At 62.8% G+C, this 20727-nt stretch carries 15 protein-coding genes; 7 read left to right on the top strand and 8 right to left on the bottom strand.

Annotated elements, in window-relative coordinates; translation table 11 throughout:
* Positions 1-101 precede the first annotated feature (101 nt).
* Positions 102-2078: an ATP-binding protein gene (locus tag AC1DWZ_RS15690; RefSeq protein WP_477169859.1), complete on the bottom strand. Its 1977-nt coding sequence runs from the start codon at positions 2076-2078 to the stop codon at positions 102-104.
* Between the two features lie 267 nt (positions 2079-2345).
* On the opposite strand from AC1DWZ_RS15690, the gene AC1DWZ_RS15685 reads away from it, so the two are divergent.
* Both AC1DWZ_RS15685 and AC1DWZ_RS15680 read left to right on the top strand, forming a co-directional pair.
* Positions 2346-3146 (top strand): carbonic anhydrase, encoded by an 801-nt coding sequence (locus tag AC1DWZ_RS15685; protein ID WP_477169858.1) that lies wholly within the window; start codon positions 2346-2348, stop codon positions 3144-3146.
* Positions 3147-3157: 11 nt separating this feature from the next.
* Positions 3158-4228, top strand: coding sequence for a hypothetical protein (locus AC1DWZ_RS15680; RefSeq protein ID WP_477169857.1), 1071 nt, complete (start codon positions 3158-3160; stop codon positions 4226-4228).
* A gap of 11 nt (positions 4229-4239) precedes the next feature.
* On the opposite strand, the gene AC1DWZ_RS15675 is transcribed toward AC1DWZ_RS15680, so the two are convergent.
* The 5 genes from AC1DWZ_RS15675 to AC1DWZ_RS15655 form a co-directional block, all read right to left on the bottom strand.
* Positions 4240-5085, bottom strand: coding sequence for a hypothetical protein (locus AC1DWZ_RS15675; protein WP_477169856.1), 846 nt, complete (start codon positions 5083-5085; stop codon positions 4240-4242).
* Positions 5086-5171: 86 nt separating this feature from the next.
* Complete coding sequence (gene mepK, locus AC1DWZ_RS15670) at positions 5172-5738, bottom strand: peptidoglycan L,D-endopeptidase MepK (protein WP_477169855.1); 567 nt, start codon at positions 5736-5738, stop codon at positions 5172-5174.
* Positions 5739-6023: 285 nt separating this feature from the next.
* Positions 6024-7619, bottom strand: coding sequence for a gamma-glutamyltransferase (ggt, locus tag AC1DWZ_RS15665; protein WP_477169854.1), 1596 nt, complete (start codon positions 7617-7619; stop codon positions 6024-6026).
* Positions 7620-7666: 47 nt separating this feature from the next.
* Positions 7667-8890: a FecR family protein gene (locus tag AC1DWZ_RS15660; protein ID WP_477169853.1), complete on the bottom strand. Its 1224-nt coding sequence runs from the start codon at positions 8888-8890 to the stop codon at positions 7667-7669.
* A 96-nt stretch (positions 8891-8986) separates the two neighbouring features.
* Positions 8987-10414: a tetratricopeptide repeat protein gene (locus AC1DWZ_RS15655; protein ID WP_477169852.1), complete on the bottom strand. Its 1428-nt coding sequence runs from the start codon at positions 10412-10414 to the stop codon at positions 8987-8989.
* A 294-nt stretch (positions 10415-10708) separates the two neighbouring features.
* On the opposite strand from AC1DWZ_RS15655, the gene AC1DWZ_RS15650 reads away from it, so the two are divergent.
* The 4 genes from AC1DWZ_RS15650 (at position 10709) to AC1DWZ_RS15635 (ending at position 18091) form a co-directional block, all read left to right on the top strand.
* Complete coding sequence (locus AC1DWZ_RS15650; RefSeq protein WP_477169851.1) at positions 10709-12739, top strand: hydantoinase/oxoprolinase N-terminal domain-containing protein; 2031 nt, start codon at positions 10709-10711, stop codon at positions 12737-12739.
* Between the two features lie 188 nt (positions 12740-12927).
* Positions 12928-14670 carry a L,D-transpeptidase family protein gene (locus tag AC1DWZ_RS15645; RefSeq protein ID WP_477169850.1) on the top strand — a complete coding sequence of 581 codons (1743 nt, stop codon included), beginning with the start codon at positions 12928-12930 and terminating at the stop codon, positions 14668-14670.
* Complete coding sequence (locus tag AC1DWZ_RS15640) at positions 14667-15254, top strand: tetratricopeptide repeat protein (RefSeq protein WP_477169849.1); 588 nt, start codon at positions 14667-14669, stop codon at positions 15252-15254. The genes AC1DWZ_RS15645 and AC1DWZ_RS15640 overlap by 4 nt, the downstream gene beginning before the upstream one ends.
* A gap of 116 nt (positions 15255-15370) precedes the next feature.
* Positions 15371-18091 (top strand): DUF2339 domain-containing protein, encoded by a 2721-nt coding sequence (locus AC1DWZ_RS15635; protein ID WP_477169848.1) that lies wholly within the window; start codon positions 15371-15373, stop codon positions 18089-18091.
* On the opposite strand, the gene AC1DWZ_RS15630 is transcribed toward AC1DWZ_RS15635, so the two are convergent.
* On the bottom strand, positions 18066-18977 hold the full coding sequence (locus AC1DWZ_RS15630; RefSeq protein ID WP_477169847.1) for a LysR substrate-binding domain-containing protein: 912 nt from the start codon (positions 18975-18977) through the stop codon (positions 18066-18068). The genes AC1DWZ_RS15635 and AC1DWZ_RS15630 overlap by 26 nt on opposite strands.
* A gap of 108 nt (positions 18978-19085) precedes the next feature.
* Between AC1DWZ_RS15630 and AC1DWZ_RS15625 the strand changes: the two genes are divergently transcribed.
* Entirely contained in the window at positions 19086-19295 is a 210-nt protein-coding gene (locus AC1DWZ_RS15625) for a hypothetical protein (RefSeq protein WP_477169846.1), read from the top strand.
* 4 nt (positions 19296-19299) lie between these two features.
* On the opposite strand, the gene pyk is transcribed toward AC1DWZ_RS15625, so the two are convergent.
* Positions 19300-20718 (bottom strand): pyruvate kinase, encoded by a 1419-nt coding sequence (gene pyk / locus AC1DWZ_RS15620; RefSeq protein WP_477169845.1) that lies wholly within the window; start codon positions 20716-20718, stop codon positions 19300-19302.
* Positions 20719-20727: the final 9 nt, after the last annotated feature.

Below are 20727 nucleotides of genomic sequence, written 5' to 3'. Positions count from 1 at the left end.
TCATCCTCGGGCGAAGACCCGGGGATCCACTGCGGCAACTGAGAGTGTGGATGCCCGGGTCAAGCCCGGGCATGACGAGAAAAAATCACGAAGTGCATTACTTACAGCTTCGACAGCAGCGCCGACAATGCAGCTTCCTGTTCAGCTGAGGGTGCGACGACAGGGGTGTTCGCCGGGCGCACAACGGCGGCATCACCGCTGTTCAGGATGGCGACGTCCTTGCCGCAGGTCTGGCGCAGGGCCAGGGACAGCAGCTTCGGGTCGATCGGCTTTGAGACATAGGCGTTCATGCCGGCGCTGAGATAGCGCTCCCGGTCGCCGGCCATCGCATTGGCCGTGAGGGCGATGATCGGCAGCGTCTTGAAATCGCCCCCGAGGTTGCGAATTTCGCGCGTCGCCATGATGCCGTCCATATTGGGCATCTGCACGTCCATCAGCACCGCATCGAAGGTTTCGCGCTGTACCGCTGTCACGGCTTCGACACCATCCGCCGCCACGTCGGTCCGATGCCCGACGGCTTCCAGCATCGCGCGAATAACTTTCTGATTGATGAGATTGTCCTCGGCCACCAGCAAACGCAGACGGCGGGCTCCCGGATTGTCGAGCAGCGCCTGGTCTTTGCTGCGGAACTGGCTTGCGGCCTCGGGCAAAGTGTCAGCCTGCTTCAACTCCAGGCGCATCCAGAAATCCGATCCTTCGCCCGGCACGGAATTGACGCCGACTGCCCCGCCCATCAGCTGCATCAATTCGCGGCAGATGGCGAGGCCAAGGCCGGTGCCGCCATAGCGGCGGGTCATCGAGGCGTCGGCCTGGGTGAATTTCTGGAACAGGCGCGTCTGAACTTCCTTGTCGATGCCGATACCGGAATCATGCACGACAATCTCAAGATCCCAGCGTTTGTCACCCAGTCCGAAGGCATCGACCTTCACATGGATGCTGCCCTTGTGGGTGAATTTGACGGCGTTGCCGAGGAAGTTGGCGAGCACCTGGGCGATGCGCGCGGAATCGCCGGTCAGCGCTTTGGGGACCTGCGGGGAGATTTCAAAGGTGAGGTCGAGCCGCTTCGAGAGTGCCGAGGGACGCCAGAGCGCCACCAGATCCTCAATGAGCTCGCTGACCGAGAAGGGCGCCATGTTGAGGTCGAGGCGACCAGCTTCGATCTTGGAAATATCGAGAATGTCGTTGAGGATCGACAGCAGCCCGCGCGCCGAACTTTCCAGTGTCTGCAGCTTGTCCTGTTGATCGTCGGTGAGCGGCGTGTTCTTCAGCATATGGACCATGCCGATGACGCCGTTCATCGGTGTACGAATTTCATGGCTCATCGAGGCCAAAAATTCGGATTTGATGCGGTTGGCGGTATCGGCGACGTCGCGCGCCTTGCGGAGATCCTGGTTGAGGATGGCGAGCTCCTCGCTGCGCCGGGTGAGCGCTTCTTCGGCAAGGCGCCGTTCGATCGCATTGCCGCGGAACACTTCGAGCGCGCGGGCCATGCGGCCGATTTCATCAGTGCGGTCGGTGAAGGGCACCAACGAATTGAGGTTGCCGGCCGAGAAGCGCTGCATCAACGCCGTCATGCGGTCGAGCGGGCGGCTGACCAGATGGAGGGCGAGCAAGGTCAGGCCGAGCAATACGACCGCAAGTGCCCCGTTGGTGACGAGCAGCGAACGCAGATAGGCGGCACGGGCGATTTCCAGAGGGGCCTTCGACAAGGTGACGCTGATGCTGCCGACCGGCCGGCCCTCGATATGGATATCGGCGCCGCCTTCGACGGTGGCGCCGGTGGCAAAGGGGACGTTTGTCTTGTCGTCATCGGCGGCGTCGACCGCGACAAATTCCTGGCCGCTCGATTCACGGATCACGGCACGGGCGAACCCGTCGATCACCCGCATGGCCTGCAGCTGCCCCTTGGCGGCCTCGCGATCATACTCCCAGACCGCATTGGCAACGGCACCGGCATAGAGCAAGGCAAGATTGTCAGCGCTGTCCTGCAGGGCCGATGATTGTCGCTGTTCGAAGCGGCTGTCTTCCAGCACCACATAGGCGGCCTGAATCGCCAGAATGACGACGGCCAATGCCAACACCACTCTGGTTTTAAGCCCGAAACCTTTCCAGCGCCTATCCATGATCCGAGAATGGTCCCGACGCGGTTAAAAGAGTGTGTATTTTGCAGGTTCAGACCCCAATTACCCGCTTTTTTACGCGCTGAATCGTCTTTTTCGGCAGCGAAATAATAGGACCAGCGTCTGGAACCCTTGCCACCTGGAACCCTAGTGGGGCCGGAGCAATCGGGCCTTGGGCCGAATCGACCGGCTTCGCTAGTCTTGGGCAAAGAGGGGAATCACCGAATGACGGGTCGTCCGGTCAGCCGCCGCTGCCTGCTCCAGAAAATCACAATTGGATCTGTGGCTGCTGGTGCCGGCCTTGTTGGTGCTGGCGTGCCCTGGCGGCAGTTCGCCCATGCTGACGGCCCCCACTGGACCTATGAAGGGCCTGAAGGCCCGGCCCATTGGGGCGATATCGGACCTGATTTTGCCGCGTGCGCCAAGGGACAGCGCCAGTCGCCGATCGATCTTGCCAGCGCCGGTCTCGAGGCAGGTGGCGATCTGTCCGTGGCCTGGCAGCCTTTTGATGGCTTGGTCGAGAATAACGGTCATACCCTGCAGGTGGCACCGAAGGACAAGACCGGCAGCGCGCTCACCCTGAATGGAAAAAAATACGCTTTTCTGCAATTCCATTTCCACCATCCCAGCGAACATGCGGTGGCTGGCGGCCATTGGCCGCTCGAAGTCCATCTGGTGCATAAGAGCGAGGCTGGCGATCTTGCCGTGACCGGCATCCTGTTCCGTCCGGGCCGCGAGAATGACGCACTCGCCAATGTTCTGGCACACGCCCCCCGGAGCAAAGGCAAAGTGGCGTTGGAAAAGCCCGTCGACCTGACGGGGTTCCTGCCTGCTTCGGCGGCCACCTATCAATACGCCGGGTCGCTGACGACACCGCCTTGCAGCGAGATCGTGAGTTGGATTGTGTTTCGCGACCCGATCGAAGCCGGCATCGGCCAGCTTGAAAGCTTTGCGCGGATTTTTCCGATGAATGCCCGCCCTCTGCAACCCGGCTTCCAGCGCGGCATCGCGCTGGATCTGTTCTGAAGGAACGGGTGATGCGCAAGACTTTCCCCAAGACACTCCCCGGGACACGCCACAGGATGCTGGGGGTGACTATGTCAGCTTTGGCTTTGTTGACCCTATGGAGTTGTGCCGCGGCGCAGCCGGTCGCACCCGCGGCCAGCAACCCGACGCCAGCCGTGCCGGCCGAGGCCGATGCGGCGCCGGTTGCACCGGCACCGGCCTTTGTCGGTCTTTGGTATGTCAGCGGCGTGTTTCCGACGGCAGCGGCCCGCGCGAGCGTCGCCGACCCGCATCTGGGGGCCGCCCTGGTGATCGATGGGGCGGAAGTCAGTGACATCAACGGTCAGCGTTGCGTGACACCGACCTTCCAGGCCGACAAGGCCGACGCCCAATCTCTGGGCCAGGCATTGGGGGCACCGGCAGTTCCTGCGGGCAGGTGGGACCGCCTGCAGGTCAGCTGCGACGGCAAGGCATTTGCGACCTATATTCTGGTGCCAGCGAAGAGCGGCCTTGGCATGGCGGCGACCGCGCCCAAGCATGCGCTGCTGCAGCAACGACCCGAGGCACTCTATCTGCTGGAACAGGCGGAAGAGATTTTGTACCGCACACCGGGTGAATTGCTGAAGCAGCCGGTCGCCGTGACCGGCGAGGTGGCGCCGAAGCTGGAAGCAGCGCTGCCGGAGCCGGCACCTGCCGAGAAGGCCGGCAAAGCCGAGACCGCCCCGATCATCAAGCCGGTCGAACTGGCACCCAAAACAGCGCCGATGCCCGTGCCGGAAGGCCCGGTCGCCGCACAGCCGGAACCGGCTGCCAAGATGGCGACGCCCCATGTTACAGCCACTGGCGGCGCCAAGATTCCTGCACCCGGTACGGCGATACATCTGGCCAGCTATAAGGGCGAAAGCGCTGCCAAGCGGGGCTGGAAGATCCTGCTCGGCGACTATGACGAGCTTGATCCGCTCTCGCCGCTTTATGTCGCGGTGGATGTGCCGGGCAAAGGGGCGATTATCCGTCTCTATGCAACGGGGGAAGACAAAGCCGGCCTGAGCAAAATCTGCACGGCGCTCAAAGCCAAGAAGGTCTATTGCACGCTGAACCCATAAGTAACGCGGATTCAGGCCTTGCCGGGCTCGACGACTTCTTCTGAGGCGTCGTAGAGGGCGATCTCGCTGAGATCCTCCATCGGTGCCGGTTCCTTCGCGGCGTCTTCTTCAGTTGCCGGTTCAGTTGCCGGCTCTGTCTCCGGCATCATTTCCAGTTCGATCTCGTCTTCGATTGCAAGATCGGGAGCTGTTTCCGGCCCACCCTCGGTCAACGGCGTTTCCCATGCCGCCTCTTCAGCCGGTGTCTTTTCGGCCAGCATTTCTTCGGGCACGGCTTCTTCGTCCGGAGTCTCCTCGATGGGCATTTCTTCGACGGTCATGTCGTCGAGCACGCTTGCCGCCGGCTCTTCAGCCATTGGTTCTTCGGTTACTGGTTCTTCGGCCTGCAGTTGCTCAACCGGCGATTCCTCAGCAAGTGATTCCTCGACCAGTGATTCTTCAGTGGGTGGCAAGGATGCGGGCGCAATTGCCGGTGCCGACACGATGGCCGAGACGTTTTCTTCCAATTGCTGCATGACGCTGGCCAGTGACGATTTCTGCCGTCCCTCGATGACCTCGAGCAATGTCATCACCATCGAGCGCAGATCGCCGTTTTCCTTGGCGAGCCGGTCAGCGCGAGAAGCATCGCCGGCAGCCTGCTCGGCGCGGGCGAGGGCGCGGGCCAGATCTTCGTCCAGCACGGCGATACGGGTTTGTGCAGCATCCAGTTCGGCACTCTGGCGTGCCAGCGATCCTTCGACAATGCGCGCAAGATCGTTGAGGCGCAGCTCGACCTTCTGTGCGAAGTCGACATCATGAGTCAGTTTTTCGCGTGCCGCCGCCACGCGCGCCCTCAAATCCTCAAGATCGTCTGCCATGATGCTTTCCCGCCCAAATCAAAAGGCCCGCGCCAATGATGTGGCGCGGGCCCTTGCAAGTCGAGGGAAAAGGATCGCCGGCAAGTCTACCAGTGGCGCACGCGCCCGGTATCGACATGGACGAAATCCGATTTCGGATAATAGCCGACGCCACCCGCCTTCATGGCCAAGGCGTCGAGGCGCAGATCGGCGAGCTGCACATCGCGGAGGCGGATATCGATCGCCTTGCCGTCCATATGCATGCTGCGCTTGGCGACACCGTTGCTGGCGGAGGCCAATTTGGCGTTGGTCACCGGGCTGCGATAGCCGGAGATGATCTCGAACGGCTTCTTGCTGTCGGCGCGGCGATGCAGATCGACCAGCAGGTCGAACAGCTTGAGGTCCATCGAGTACACATCGCCGCTGCGGTGATCGCGCAGGATGTAGTTCATGTCCTTGATGGCGCCACGGTCATAGGTGCCATTCTGCCAATAGGTGGCCTTCAGGATCTCGTTGGTATGGGTGTTGAAGAAACCGAGCGTCCGGCTGTCGGTCGCTGTCGTTTTTGCCATAACGGTACGGGGCAGGAAGGTGAGGGCGCTGGCACCCGCCAGACCTAACCCAAGGAACGAGCGGCGGCCGAGCAGAGGGGCCGTTTGGTGACGTGATGACATATCTTTCCAATCTCCCTAGGCGCCCGGAATGCCTCCGGAAGCCAAATCGCGTTGCTAGGTAAGACCGGCGCGAATCGTCCCCACGATCTCCACGCCAAAATCCGGGTCAAACCGGATCATTCCTCACAATGGTTAACATTATCCCCGAACTGTCGCCGCGGTTTTCGCCTTGGCTTGTCCCAAAGCTGACACAGGCCTCCCGCAAATGCAAAGTAAAATTCCCGAAATCACGGCAACATGCTGGATTCACTCGGGAATCTGCCATTATTGCGCAGGAATCCGGACCTAGTAGCCAAGGGCGCAACCATCCTTGCGTGGATCCGAGCCGGCCACCAGCACACCGCGCTGCCAGTCGATCCAGATCGCCTGCCCACCGCCCAGGGGATCCGCGATCGGCTGGACGTTGTGGCCGCGGGCAGCCAGGGCGCTCACAGTCTTCGCTGGGATGCCGGCTTCGACCCACAATGTTCCCTCGTCGTAGAAGGCGCGGGGGCAGTCGAGCGCCTGCTGCGGATCCATGCCGTATTCCAGCATATTGGTGAGGGCATGGACCTGGCCGACCGGCTGGTAATCGCCGCCCATGACGCCGTAGGACATCACGGCCTTGCCGCCACCGGTGACCATGGCCGGGATGATCGTATGCATCGAGCGCTTGCCCGGCCCGATGCAATTGGGGTGCGCTGGGTCGACCACGAAGCAGGCGCCGCGATTCTGCATGAGCACGCCGGATTTCGGCGCCATGCGACCGCTGCCGAAACCGTAATAGACCGAATTGATGAAGCTCACGGCATTGCGGTCGCGATCGACCACGGTGAGATAGGTGGTGTCGGGATGCTTGGGGAACTGCCCCATCTTCTCAAGATCGAGAGCCTTCTCCGATTTGATCAGACCAGCGAGCGTCTTGGCATGGGATGCGGAGAGCAGGCCGCTGACCGGCACCTTGGCAAAGGCCGGATCGGCGATATGCGCGTTGCGTTCACGGTAGGCGAGCTTGGCGGCTTCCAGCTGCAGATGCAGCCGGTCAGCGCCCAAGGGATCGCTGCCGGCATGTTCGGTGCCATAGGCCTGCAGAATATTGAGCATGAGAAGTGCGGTGAGGCCTTGGCCCGGCGGCGGGCATTCCCACAATTTATGGCCTTTATACTCGGTCGCGATCGGCGTCACGTAATCGCCGCGGTGGCGGGTGAAATCCTCCAGCGCGTGAAGACCGCCTTGCGCGGCCATGGAAGTCGCCATGTCCTCGGCCACCCAGCCTTGATAGAAACCGGCAGCACCCCGGCTGGCGATTTCGCGCAGGGTCTTGGCGAGCAGCGGCAGGCGCACGCGGTCGCCAATCTTGGGCGCCTGGCCAGCGACCAGGTAGCTCGCTGCTGCTGCCGGATCGCGGCGCAGCTTTTCGGCTTCCTGCGCCCAATCGTAGGCGACGCGTGGCGCCACGGGAAAGCCTGCCTCAGCATAATGGATAGCCGGTCGCAGCAGCCGGTCGATGCCGAACTTGCCATGATCGCCAGCAAGGCGGCACCAGGCTTCGATGGCGCCGGGGATGGTTACCGCATGGATTGAATCGGCGGTGATGTCGCTGATGCCGCGTTCCTGGAAATAGCCGGCTTCCGCCTTCAGGGGAGCGGCGCCATTGCCGTTATAGGCGATGATATCGTCGCTGCCGCCCTTCGACATCAGGACGAAGCAATCGCCGCCGATGCCGGTCATCGCCGGTTCGACCACGGCCAGCACGGCCGAGGCGGTGATGGCGGCATCGATGGCGCTGCCGCCGGCTTTCAGGCAATCGAGAGCGGCCGATGTGGCCAGTGGATGGGACGTCGCAGCAGCCCCGTCTTCCGCATAGATGGCGGAACGGCCGGCAGTATGGAAATCACGCATGATCTATCCTGTATACGCTTGCAAGGTGTTGGCTGGCACGCGCGGGTTCAAGGGACGAGAGGCGCGTCGCCGGAACCGGTGGACGGGCCGAAAGCCGTTCCGGTTCCATCGGAATCGAACTGAAAGCTGGTGCCGACGGCGTCGTGGCCGATCGTGTAGTTCAAATTGAATGTCGCGTCGGGATTGGGAGCGCTCGCCAGCAGCGCGCCGGGGACGCTGCCTGAGGCCGTGAGGCTCAGCCCCTGGTCAAAGGACGCGGACGGCAAAGCAATGGTGGTGACGAACCCTTCATCCTGGTGATCGATCGTGAGCGAGCCCGTGGTCGCCCTGGCGCCCATATCAAGGGTGAAGCTGGTGAAATAGACCCCGTCGCCGGAACCGCCGGTAAAGCTGATTGCATCGCTCGCATACTGAATCTGGGCGACCGGCAGATTGCTCGTGGTCTGCAGCGTGTCCGTGCCGTTGATCTGGCCGGCATCCTCGAACTCGCGCTGGTTCACGGCCAGGGGATTGGCTTCTTGCGTCGGCTGCCCGGATTGACCGATGACCTGGCGCGGATCGGGCTGGAACCCGCCCACCGGCGCGCCCGCGGCATTCAGCGGCACAAACAGATCGGCGAATTTCTTGTCGATCTCGTCGGTCATTTTGCGCGGCGGGCTCAGGGTGCCGTCGGCGCCGATTTCAACGTAATAGCCGGTGCGCTTCAGCACGACGGTGCCCTTGTCGGATTTCAACGTCACCACGCTCGGCTTCTTGCCGGCGGTATTTTCGTCACCGGTCCCGGCCAGCGCCACGAAACAGGTGGCAGCGCAGGCACCGATCACGGTGGTGCCGCGAATGGTCAACACCGCGTTGGGCAGCTTGACCTCGGTACCTTCGGGATTCTGTCGCGCAATGCCACCCGTCACCAGGCGGAAGGCGCCCTTGGCGATGCTGGCGCTCATGGCATTGCTGTTGGTGTTGGCGGGGTCATAGACGAATTCATCAATCGTGATCTGTGCATCCGGGCCGAGGGTGATGGCGGATTCATCCAGCAGCATCACCTGCAGCCGGGAGTCGCTGCCGGTCGAGAGCCCATCGCCCATGACGATGCCGTCCCCGGAATTGACGGCGACCGGGGTTGAGATCTGCTTCGCCGGCGAGACGATGCCGACCGCGCCGGAGACCGCACCGGCAACGCCTGCAGGTTCGCCCAGTTCAGCAAAGGCCAGGCCGGGCAGGAGGCCGGCAGCGATGGTGCCGACCATCAAAAGCTTGCGCGTGGATCGCATGTCAGCAACTCCTCAAAACAGGCATAGCTGTCGGGCCGACCGTCTCATTGAGCATGGCCCCAACCGTGGCATGGATGCAAGCCGGAACGCTCATCCTCAAAACTCCCAGCGTTTGCTGATGGTGAGGCCGCCCCGGGCATTGTCATATTCGTAGTTGGTGATGTTGGAATCAGCGCGGTAATACTCCCCATAGACCGAGACGGTGAGGCCATCGAGGGCTGCCGGCCATTCCTCGGCGCCGACCAGGGTCTGCACCGGCACGCCCAGGGTCACGCGGGCGCGGTAGATCCAGTCGTCGCGATCCGTCTCGCCGGTGATCGGGTCGGCTTCGTCGTAGTTGGCATATTCGCCGAACAGGTCCGTGAGCAGGAACGCACCGCCGCCGATGAGCCACGTATGGTTGATGTTCAGCCGCTCACCGACATAGGTTTCCCAGGCTTGATCGGAATTGAACCCGTGATGCGTGGCGCTGATGGTCAGGCGCTGATTGGTACCGATGTAGAAATCGGCACCAGCCGTGATGCCGACGTCACCGCCGGATTGCAGATCGCCGGTCGGATAAAGTGTCGTGTTGTAGTAATCGATCCGCGCCAGATCACCGCGCAGCCACAGATTGACCGGATCGCTGATGCGCATGTCGGCGCGCAGGCTGCCGCCGTAATTATCGAGATAGCTGTCGCCGCCCAGGAACAGATGGTCATAATTGAGCGTTGGCGTGAGAAAGACAGCGCCGAATTCAAACCGTCCACCGGCCTGGACGCTGAGGTCGACCGTGTCGTAATTGTCCAGCTTGAATTGATCGGCGCCGTAGGCGCTGACCGAGGCAAACAGCGTGTTGCGGTCCTGGCCCTCAAGGTCATGCTCGATACCGAAACGAATAAGGCCGGTCAGGCTGTGGTCATCCTCCTTGCGACCGTTCTGCAGATCGAAGGTGCCGAGAAAGGTGCGGACCTGGCCGGAATTTGGCGCACCGGAACGGTTGGTGTCATATTGATAGCCGATGCTGGTCAGCAAATTCATGCGGGTCTGCTGGTCGCGGCGATTCAATTCGCCAGCGTAGCGTTCGATATTGCTGCGTAGTTCCGGATCGAGCTCAAGCGTCAGCAGATCGGCAAATTCCTTCTGCGCTTCACGAAGATTGTCGAGCCGGTAGAGCACGATCGCCCGCAGCGCGCGGATATTGGGCCCCTGCGGCGCCAGCAGGATCAACCGATCGAGTGTTGCCGATGCACCCAGCAGATCCGATTTACGGATCTGGCTGATGGCATAGCGATAGCTGAGCTCGATATTGTCCGGATCGGCGAGGACTTGGTCGTAGGTGACGATGTCGCCTGGCGGCAGACCGTCGCTGGTCGCATCGGCACGCGCCGGTCCGCTTGACAGGCCACCTGAGAACAGGCCACCCGAGATGAGCGCCGCAGCCAGGACGAAGGCCCGGAGTCCGAAGGCACGCCATAGTCCGAGGCCACGCCGGTGCGCCAGCTTCCTGGACGCAATCCTGGCGCCGCCTCGCGGTCGATCCACATGCATATCGTTTTCCCCATATCTCGCACGGCTTGGCGGATTTCGGCCGGCTCGTCCCCCCGCCCGAATCACCTGACACAACCTATGCACAGCATTCTATGCATTTCACATGTCTGCCGCATCCGCATCATAGGGAACACATGCCAGGGGGCAAGAGACGCGGGCGCTGGCGAAGCCATGATTTGGGGTGAAATCGGCCAATTTTCGCCGCCCGGCGACTTGACCGCGCGCGTCGGATGACGCCATATCCGACCTCTCAGCTCAGATATATGCCAGATTTACAGAGGATCAATCGTGCCCATTCTGCTCGGCCTGGATACCGGTGGCACCTATACCGATGCCGTGTTGTTCGATCAGGCCATGGCCGGCTCTGCCGCCGGTGTATTGGCCACGGCCAAATCCCTAACCACCAAGCATGATCTGGCGATCGGCCTCAAGGGTGCGATCGAGGCTGTCCTGCCGCGCTTGCCTGCCGGTGTGAAACCGGTGGACATCGCACTTGTGTCAATGTCGACGACCTTGGCCACCAACGCCATCGTCGAAGGACATGGGGCGCCGATCTGCCTCATCCTGCTGGGCTATGATGTGAAGGCGCTGGAACGTGCCGGCCTCAAGCAGGCTCTGGGATCGGACCCGGTGGTTTTTGTAATCGGCGGTCACAAACCCACGGGCGACGAGCAGGCGCCACTCGACATCGAGACCGTGCGCGAGGCAATCCTGACACACGCGCCCAAGGTCGCGGCCTTTGCGGTCTCCGGCTATTTCTCGGTGCGCAATCCAGCCCATGAAATCGCGGTCCGCCAGATGATCCGCGACTTGACCGACAAGCCGGTCAGTTGCGGCCACGAGTTGACCTCGAAGCTCGACGCACCTCGCCGGGCGCTGACCGTGGCCCTCAATGCTCGCCTCATCCCGCAATTGCAGCAGCTGATCCGTGCTGTGAGCGGCTTGCTCACCGAAAAGGGCATCAACGCGCCGCTGATGGTGGTGAAGGGTGACGGATCGCTCATTGATCAGCAGGTGGCACTGACCTGTCCGGTCGAAACCATCCTGTCCGGTCCCGCCGCCAGCCTGGTTGGCGCGCGGCATCTCTCCGGTGCCGACACCGTGATGGTTTCCGATATGGGCGGCACCACCACCGATATCGCCATGTTGCGCCATGGCCGGCCAGTGCTGAACAAGGAAGGTGCCGTGGTCGGCGGCTGGCGCACCATGGTCGAAGCCGTGGCGGTTCATACCTATGGCCTCGGTGGTGACAGCGAAGTGCGCATCGACGAGCATCACGGCTTCCTGGTGGGGCCACGCCGCGTCGTGGCCTTGAGCCTGCTCGCGCATCTTTATCCGAAGGTGCTCGACACCCTGCGTCAGCAGCTCGCCAACGAAGACATGATGGCTTATCGCGGCCAGTTCGCGCTGCGCCAGCGACCGCTCGATACCGGCGCCGAGGGTCTGAGCGAGGGCCAGATGAAAGTCTGGGAAGCGCTGGCAAATGGTCCGGTGGCCTTGGCCGATCTCATCTTCAGCCCCGCCATCGGCCGGCATCTCGCGCGTCTTGTCGATCGTGGCCTGGTGATCATCAGTGGCCTGACGCCATCCGATGCCGCCCATGTGCTCGGCCGTCAGACCAGCTGGTGCACGGAAGCGGCTGAGATCGGTGCCGAACTGTTCCTGCGCCGCGCGCCCTTCGCCGGCTGGGTGCCGCCTGCCAACGGCAAGGTGCTGGCGGAAGCCATCGTCGAACAGGTGGTGCTGCAATCGGGCCGCGTCATTCTGGAAACCGCCATCGCCGAACAGGCAGGGATCGACACGCATCATTGGGGTACGCTCGGCCGCTATCTGGTCGACCGGTCGATCGGTCCGGCGCAGGGTGCTGCATCCCTCATCGACGTCGCCTTGAAGCTGAATTTCCCGTTGGTCGCGATCGGCGCCCCGGTCGGCAGCTACTATGGCGAGATTGCGCGCCGCCTGCGTACCGAGCTGATCATTCCGCCCCATGCCGATGTCTCGAATGCCGTGGGCGCCGTGGCTGGCGGCGTCATGCAGCGCGTGGCAATCACGATCACCCAGCCGACCGAGGGTGTCTTCCGCGCCCATCTGCCGAGCGGGCTCAAGGATTTCGTCGATCTCGAAGAAGCTGCTGCCTATGCCAGGGAAATTGCCGGTGCCGAAGCCGGCGCCATGGCCAAGAAGGCCGGGGCGGCAGATATCGAGTTCAACCATGAGCGCGCGGACAAGGTGTTCGAGCAGCCGGGCGGCCTCAAGATTTTCATGGAATCGCTGGTGTCCGTCACGGCCTTCGGCCGGCCGGCCCTGGCCCACAGCTAGGAAAAACAGCCGCCAAAGAACGGCCTGCCGATAGAAAATCGGCAGAAAACCACCGTTGCGCGTGATCCGCATCACAAGGTCGCGGGGCTGGCAGTGACACCCCATGCCTGCTTATATATAGCGGGGGACGACAGAGCGCAGGACCATCGGTTCCAGGCGCAGATGACGTAATGTGGGATGAAGCTAAAATGACGCGTTGGATGACATCATTGAAATCGGCCGGGATGCTGGCCGTGACGCTTTCGCTCGGTTTGAGCCAGCCCGCCTGGGCAGAAAAGCGTGACTCGCTGGACGGCGACCAGCTGACCACGCCCGATAGCAAGACGCCCGGCGGCACGATTGCGGCGCCAGCCCCGTTACCGTTGCCCAATCTCGATACGGCACTTACCGAACTTGCCAAGGATCCGCTGTTCGATGGCTTGCCCGTCGACTGGACCGGGCTGCTGAACTTCTATGCCGAGAATGGTGGGCTCGCCCTTTTCACGACGCCAACCGGCCTTTCCGAGCTCGGGGCACGCTTCCATGACCGCCTGCCGCTTGCAGCGGCGGCCGGCCTCAATGCGCCGGCGCCGGTCCTGGCCGCCGTGGCGTCCGTGCCGGTGCCGACCTCGCCCGACAATCAGGCGCTCGCCGAAGCCATTCTGGCCGCAGCCTTCGTCGGCACGGCGATCGATGCCAATACCTTCCTTGGCGACGAAGACGAACATGGCGCCAAGGTCCTTGGCAAAGTCGCCGACGCCGACAGCGTCGATGCGCTGCTCAATGAGGAATTGCCGACCTATTACCGTTTCTGGTCGCTGCTGAATTATCTGCCGAAGCAGGTGGCGTTGTTTGAAAGCGGCGGTTGGCAGAAAGTGCCGACGGTCAAGAAGCTCGAGCCCGGCAAGAGCGATCCGGCCGTGCAGGCGCTCCGCACCAGGCTCAGCGTGACAGGCGAGTTGGCAGCGGCCGACATGGCGACCGGCGATCTCTATGATCCCAAGCTGGTCGCGGCGGTCGAACTCTTCCAGCGCAATCACGGTCTCAATGACGACGGCGTCATCGGTGGCCGGACGATCGAAGAAATGAACGTCAGTGCCGAAAACCGTGTTCGGCAGATTCTCCTCAACCTCGATCGCATGCGCGAGGAAGGGCCGAAATTTGAAGCGCGCCACCTCATCGCCAACATCCCCTCGCAGGAAGTGAAGGTGATCGAGAACGGCAAGACGGTCTTCTACACCAAGGCCATCTTCGGCAAGCTGGAACGCAAATCGCCGACCTTGTCCTCGGTCATCCATACCGTGAAGCTGAATCCGGATTGGACGGCGCCGGCCAAGATCGCCGCCATCGACGAGGTCAAGCGCGAACGCAACAATCCGGGCTTCCTGGAATCCAAGGGCTTCACCATCTATGATCGCAGCGGCAATGTGGTGAGCCCGAATGCCATTGATTGGCATTCGGTTGGCCCCGGCAATTTCCCCTATACGCTGAAGCAGGCGGCTGGGCCGGAAAACGCATTAGGCCCCGTGAAGTTCGACTTCCCCAACGATTTCTCGGTATTCCTCCATGGGACGCCGACTGTGAAGCTGTTCGATAAGCAGGACCGCTTCTTCAGCTCCGGCTGCGTGCGCACCCAGCAGCCGATCGATCTTGCGAAGTTCGTGCTGAAAGACGATCCGGAATGGCCGGCGAGCCGCATCGACGAGGTTCTGAAGACGGCGAAGACGACGCTCGTCAAGCTGAAGAATCCGCTGCCGGTCCACATCACCTATATGACGGCCTGGGTCGATGAAGATGGTGTGATGCAGTTCCGCAAGGACGCCTACAGCCGCGATGATCTGCCGGATATTCCGGCCGGCCTGACGCAGCAGTTGATGGCCTCGACCTCGACCTCGCCCGCGAAGGCACCGGAAGTTGTCGATCCGGCGTTCAACGAGAATCGCGGCAAATGACCCGGGCAGTGCGCGCGGCGCTTGTCACCGCCATCCTCATGACCCTGGCGACCCCATCGGCCTTTGCCGATGGCGTTGCCGGTCTCAAGGCTTACGAAGCCGGCGATTACGCCACCGCCTTGAAGGAGTTCATGCCATTGGCTGAAGCTGGCCAGCCATCGGCCCAGGCTGCCATCGGCCAGATGTATCTGGATGGCCATGGCGTGCCGCAGGATCCGGCCCAGGCTGCCATCTGGCTGGAAAAGGCTGCTGGTGGGAACAATGCACGTGCCCAGGCGCAGATCGGTGCGCTCTATGCCACCGGCACCGGCGTTTCACAGGACGAGATGAAGGCGTCCTATTGGCTGCTCAAAGCTGCCAACCAGAATGTGCGCCAGTCGCAGCGCTTCATGTCGCAGCGCTTCTTTTACGGCCTCGGGGTCCCGAAGGATCTGGCGCAGAGCTTCCTTTATGCAGCCCTCTGTGCCCGCCAGGGTGACCAAGAGGGGCAGGAGATGACGCAGGTGCTGGCCAAGCAGATGACGCCAGCGGACCAGGCGCGCGCCCAGATGCTCCTGCAGGCCTGGCAGCCAACCAGCAATTAGCTTCTCACTATGGTCCGGCGTCGGCTGAATGTGAATCGCTCTCGCATTCCGGGCCGCGGGTCGGCTTTGGCCTATGCTATTCTCGTAATCTCCTCTGATCGAATGGCGCGCCTTCCATGGATGAAGTACTGGGAATTCTGTTTTCGCTGATCGGTGTCGCGGTGGGTGGCTTTGCCGTCCTGGTGATGCCGTTCATCTCCTTTATCTCCTGGCGCCGCGGGCTGCGCCTGGAACGCGAGATGGCGGCGTTGCGCCAGGAACTCGCTTATCTCAAGCGCCAGGGGCTGGCCGGCCCCACGCCTGAGGTTGCTCCCGATGTGACGACTCCCGACATCCCGGCCGAAACGCCAGCCGAGATTCCCGCGGAAAATCCCGCAGAAAGCCCCGCCGAGATTCCGCTGGAAATGCCGCCGGAAATGGCGATGGAGAGCGCATCCGCGGAAACCTTGCCGGAGCCCGTTGTCGAGCAGGCTGCGCCCGCCGTCGCGCAGACCGCTATTGCCCGGGCCACCCTTGCTCAAGCTGGAGAGAGCAAGGATTTCGAAGGCCGTCTCGGCGGCCGCATCTATGGCTGGCTGGGTGGCATCGCCTTGGCTTTGGCCGGCGTGTTCCTGGTGAAATATTCGATTGAGCAGGGCTGGCTGTCGCCGGCCGTGCGTGTCGGCCTTGGCATCGTCTTTGGCTTGGTGCTCCTTGGCATCGCGCAGTGGATGCGCACGCGTTCGAATAATCTAGGTCAGTCGCTGACGGCGGCATCGATGGCCGTCCTCTATGCGAGCCTCTTTGCCGCAACGGCACTCTATGACCTCATCCCCACGGCGCTGGCATTTGTGACGCTGGCCGCGCTGACTTTCGCTGCCATCGCCCTCGCCTTGCGCGAAGGGCCGTTCGTCGGGCTGGTCGGTCTTGCCGGCGGAATCCTGACACCGCTCTTCGTCTCCTCGGGCGAGCCCAACTTGCCAATCCTGTTCGGCTTCCTCTATCTGCTGCAAGGGGGTGCGCTGGTGCTCCTGCAGAAGCGCGGCTGGTGGTACCAGGCTGCGATCGCCAATGCCGGCGGCTTGCTCTGGGCGGCCTTCGTCACCTCGGTCATCGCCGTTGACCACAACATGAGCGGCACCTTCGCCATTCCCTTGTTCCTCATCGCGACCTCCTGGACCTCGATCTGGGCGCTGGAAGCCAAGGGCGGCGCTGCGCGGTCGGTCGAGATGTTATGGACCACGCGTGCAACCTCGATTGCCTGCTTCGCCTTGATGGCGCTCCTCATCGACGCGACGGACCATGCGGTGATGAACTGGTTCTTCGCACTGCTGCTGGTGGCGAGCCACCTGGTGGCGGCACGCCGCTGGGTGGTCGAGGACGTGCCCGCCTATGCCGGCACCGCCATCCTGGTGGCAGTCTATGCGCTGTGGCCGGCGACGAGCTGGGATTACGCGACGGCCGCCGTCACCGATCGCAGCCTCGAGATGATCGTGACCGGCTTCGTCTTCGGTGGTGGCCTGCTGTTCGGCGGCTGGTACTTCGCCCATGGCGCCAAGCATCCCGTGCGCTGGGCAGCGCTCTCGACGCTGGGGTCGGGCTTCGTCTTTGGCGGCGCCTATTGGCAGTTGCGCGAGCATCAGTTCCTGATCTCCTGGCCGATCCTGGCCGTGGGCCTGGCTGCGATCCACATGGGGTTGGCGCAGCGCCTCGATGCCCTGCGCCACCGGGATCCGCATTATGTCGGTGCCTTCGCCCTCCATTGCCTGGCGGTTGCCGGCTTCATTGCCATCGCCATTCCGATGCAGCTGGAAAATGCCTGGATCGCCGTGGCCTGGTCGTTCGAACTGCCGATCATCGCCTGGGTGGCGAACCGGCTCGATCTTGCCTGGCTGCGCCGTGCCATCTGGGTGGGCGGTGCCTTGATCCTGGGCGGCATCTGGTTTTCCGATTTCCCGGCCGGCGATACGCTGATTTTCAACTGGCTGCTCTATGGCCTCGGCATTCCGCTCATGAGCTTCATCGTGACCGCCTATCTCCTCGCCGAGACGCCGGAACAGAAACTGCGTCGCGTCTTGCAGGTCTGTGCAGCGGGCCTGGCTTTTGCGCTCCTCGGGCTGGAGATCGATCATTTCTACGCCCATATCGACGTTGCCGATCCGGACTTCCTGGCCCACGGCGTGCAGGCGATCGCCTGGCTCATCGTGGCGCATCTCTTGCTGCTGATCGGTGACCGGCGGAAGTCGCCGGTGCTCTATGATGCAGCCCTCATCGTGGCCAGCATCGCTGCCTTCTGGCTGCTGCTGTTCCCGCTCTTCCTGGAACATCCGATCTTCAACAGGATCTATGTCGGCGAAACGCCTTTCTTCAACCGCGTCGCCTTGGTCTACGGTGTGCCTTGCCTGCTGCTGCTGGGGCTCGCTGCCGGCCTGATGCGCCGCACCGATCTGGGGCAGAAGGCGCGCATCGGCTATCGTGTGGCGGGCATTTACGGCCTCTTCCTCGGCTTCGTCTGTGTTTCCCTATGGGTGCGCCAGTTGGTCCATGGCGGCATCATCGAGTTCAGCTTCTTCAGCGGCAATGCGACGACCGATGCCGAACTCTACGGCTATTCCGCGGCCTGGACGCTCTATGGCGTCGCGCTGTTGGGCTTGGGTATCAAGATGCGCTCCCAGGCGCTGCGCTATGCCTCGGCTGCAGTGGTGCTGCTGACGATCCTGAAAGTGGGGCTCATCGACGCGTCCGACCTCACCGGTCTCTACCGCGTCGCAAGCTTCCTTGGTCTCGGCATCGCGCTCATCGGCATCGGCTATCTCTACCAGCGCATCCTGTTCAAGGCGAAGGCGCACGGGATTTGAGGGACTGTTTTCCGGCAGCCGGAGCCGGCTTGGTCTCGGTGAGGACCTCCGCCAACGCGGCGATCTTGGGCGAATGCAACCCCTTGCGCCAGATCAGGAGCGTGCGCGCGCGATCGTAGCCTGCAGGCAGCGGGTGGATGCTGACCAGCGCCTTTCCCGGAAATGTGTCGAGGACAGCGCGCGGCAACAGCGCCATGCCCATGCCGGCGGCGATACAGCCAAGCATCGCGTGATAGGAGGACATCTCGACGATGCGCGTTGGCATATGCCCGGCGCGCGTAAACCAATCCTCCAATCGCTTGCGGTGCGCGCAGCCTGATTCGAAGGCCAAAATCGTGTCCGGCGCATCCGGTCCCGGCGCCCGGATCAACGGGTGACCGGCTGCGGCCGCGATCACAAGCTCCTCTTCATAGATCGGCAACAGGTCGAAAGGCGCCGTTATGGTCGGCTCGATCACCAAGGCAGCGTCCAGGACCCCCGCGAGGACCAGGCTCGTTATCAGTTCCGTGTTGCCGGTCTGCAATTCCAGCGACACGGCCGGATAGCGACGGTGATAGAGGCTGAGGGGTGCAGGCAGCCGCGCCGCCGCGGTGCTTTCCATGGCGCCCAGCCGAAACAGGCCGCGCGGTACCTGGTCTTGCACGGCACCGCGCGTCTCGTCCGCCAGCGCCAGCAGGCGATTGGCATAGTCGAGTAGGATCCTGCCGGCCGGGGAGACATGCAGCTTCTTGCCCTGCCGGACGAACAGTTGCGTGCCGAGATCCTCCTCGAGCAGGCGGATCCGGGTGGTGATGTTGGATTGCACCCGGTGCAGCTTCTCGGCCGCCCGCGTGATGCCGCCAGCTTCAACCACGGTCCGGAAGATGGTCAGATCGGCCAGATCCATAATCTCATCTGAAGATTATTATGATCATAATTAATCATTTTTATTGATCAATGGCCATCCCTAACTTCGTGTGAGGCGCCAGAGTGGGCGCCAGGACGGGAGGGTGGCATGCGTGATGATGAATTCGAGCGTCAGCTGCGTGACTATGCTGTGCTGACCCCACAGCAACAGGCGCAACTGCGGGCGGAGGCCGCGCGGCGGGCCCAGGCGGAAAGGCACCGCGCTATCGCCGCCTTCTTTGGCCGGTTGGCGTTCTGGCGCCGCGCACGACCGGCCGCGGCGCCACCTGCTCTTGGGCAGTTACTGCCGCGGCGCTAGGCGCTTACTCCTCGACCCATGCCACGCGCAGGATGTTGGTTGAGCCGGGCGTGCCGAGCGGGACACCGGCGGTCACCACGATGCGCTCGCCGGCCTTGGCGAAATCCTCGCGGAGCGCGATGCGGCAAGCTTTCTCCGCCATTTCCGAAAAGCGCTTGAGGTCCGCGGTCACCACGCAATGGGTGCCCCAGACCAGCGCCATGTTGCGCGCCGTCTGCAGCTTCGAGGTGAGGCACAGGATCGGCACTTCCGGCCGCTCGCGCGCCATGCGGAGGCCCGTCGAGCCTGATGTCGTGTAGGTGCAGATGGCCGCGGCCGAGAGCGTATGCGCGACCTGGGCCGCCGCCTGGCTGATAGCATCCGATTCCGTGGCGGCGTGATCGAGGCGCTGCGCTTCCAGGATGCGGCGGTAGAACGGATCGCGCTCCACCCGTTCGGCGATGCGGTTCATCATCGCAACCGATTCCAGCGGGAACTGGCCGCTGGCGGTTTCGGCCGACAGCATCACCGCGTCGGCGCCGTCATAGACCGCGGTGGCGACGTCGGACGCCTCGGCGCGGGTCGGTGTCGGCGAGGTGACCATGGAATCCAGCATCTGCGTTGCCACGACCACCGGCTTGCCGGCGAGCCGGCAGGCGGCGATGATGCGCTTCTGCAGCGAGGGGACATCTTCGGCCGGCATCTCGACGCCAAGATCGCCGCGCGCCACCATCACGGCATCAGAGAGCTCGACGATCTCCTCCAGCCGTTCGATGGCGGCAGGCTTTTCCAATTTCGAAATGATGCGGGCACGGCCCTGAATGAGCTTACGGGCCTCGGCTACGTCTTCCGGACGCTGCACGAAGGAGAGGGCGATCCAGTCAGCACCGATATCGAGACCGAAAGTGAGATCGGCAAGATCCTTCTTGGTGAGCGGCGACAGCGGCAAGACCACGTCCGGCACGTTGACACCCTTGCGATCGGAAAGCTTCCCGCCGATCTCGACCTCGCATTCGGCGGCGTCCTTGGCGGCCTTCAGCACGCGCATACGCAGCTTGCCATCGTCGAGCAGCAGGGTGACGCCGGGCTTCAAGGCCGAGAGAATCTCCGGATGCGGCAACGGTGCCCGGCGCTCGTCGCCCAAGGCCTTATCGAGATCGAAAGTGAACTTCTGTCCCGGCTGCAGCACGACCGAACCGTTCTTGAACTGGCCAACGCGCAGCTTCGGCCCCTGCAAATCGACCAGCACGCCGATCGGCCGCTTGGTGCTGTTCTCGATGTCGCGGATGATGTCGTAGCGCTTCTTGTGATCCTCATGGCTGCCATGGGAGAAGTTGAGGCGGAACACGTCCACCCCGGCCAGGAACAAGGCCTCGATTTCTGCCCGCGAGGTGGAGGAGGGGCCTAGGGTCGCAACGATCTTGGCCTTGCGCTGACGTCTCATTTTTTACCC

This window comes from Dongia sp. P2_B8, from assembly GCF_056404715.1.
This window is presented reverse-complemented; position numbering and strand designations above follow the sequence as displayed.

Coding starts and splice junctions, on each gene's coding strand:
- AC1DWZ_RS15685 (WP_477169858.1), top strand. CDS start 2,346: ATGACGGGTCGTCCGGTCAGCCGCCGCTGCCTGCTCCAGAAAATCACA.
- AC1DWZ_RS15680 (WP_477169857.1), top strand. CDS start 3,158: ATGCGCAAGACTTTCCCCAAGACACTCCCCGGGACACGCCACAGGATG.
- AC1DWZ_RS15675 (WP_477169856.1), bottom strand. CDS start 5,085: ATGGCAGACGATCTTGAGGATTTGAGGGCGCGCGTGGCGGCGGCACGC.
- mepK (WP_477169855.1), bottom strand. CDS start 5,738: ATGTCATCACGTCACCAAACGGCCCCTCTGCTCGGCCGCCGCTCGTTC.
- ggt (WP_477169854.1), bottom strand. CDS start 7,619: ATGCGTGATTTCCATACTGCCGGCCGTTCCGCCATCTATGCGGAAGAC.
- AC1DWZ_RS15660 (WP_477169853.1), bottom strand. CDS start 8,890: ATGCGATCCACGCGCAAGCTTTTGATGGTCGGCACCATCGCTGCCGGC.
- AC1DWZ_RS15645 (WP_477169850.1), top strand. CDS start 12,928: ATGACGCGTTGGATGACATCATTGAAATCGGCCGGGATGCTGGCCGTG.
- AC1DWZ_RS15640 (WP_477169849.1), top strand. CDS start 14,667: ATGACCCGGGCAGTGCGCGCGGCGCTTGTCACCGCCATCCTCATGACC.
- AC1DWZ_RS15635 (WP_477169848.1), top strand. CDS start 15,371: ATGGATGAAGTACTGGGAATTCTGTTTTCGCTGATCGGTGTCGCGGTG.
- AC1DWZ_RS15630 (WP_477169847.1), bottom strand. CDS start 18,977: ATGGATCTGGCCGATCTGACCATCTTCCGGACCGTGGTTGAAGCTGGC.
- AC1DWZ_RS15625 (WP_477169846.1), top strand. CDS start 19,086: ATGCGTGATGATGAATTCGAGCGTCAGCTGCGTGACTATGCTGTGCTG.
- pyk (WP_477169845.1), bottom strand. CDS start 20,718: ATGAGACGTCAGCGCAAGGCCAAGATCGTTGCGACCCTAGGCCCCTCC.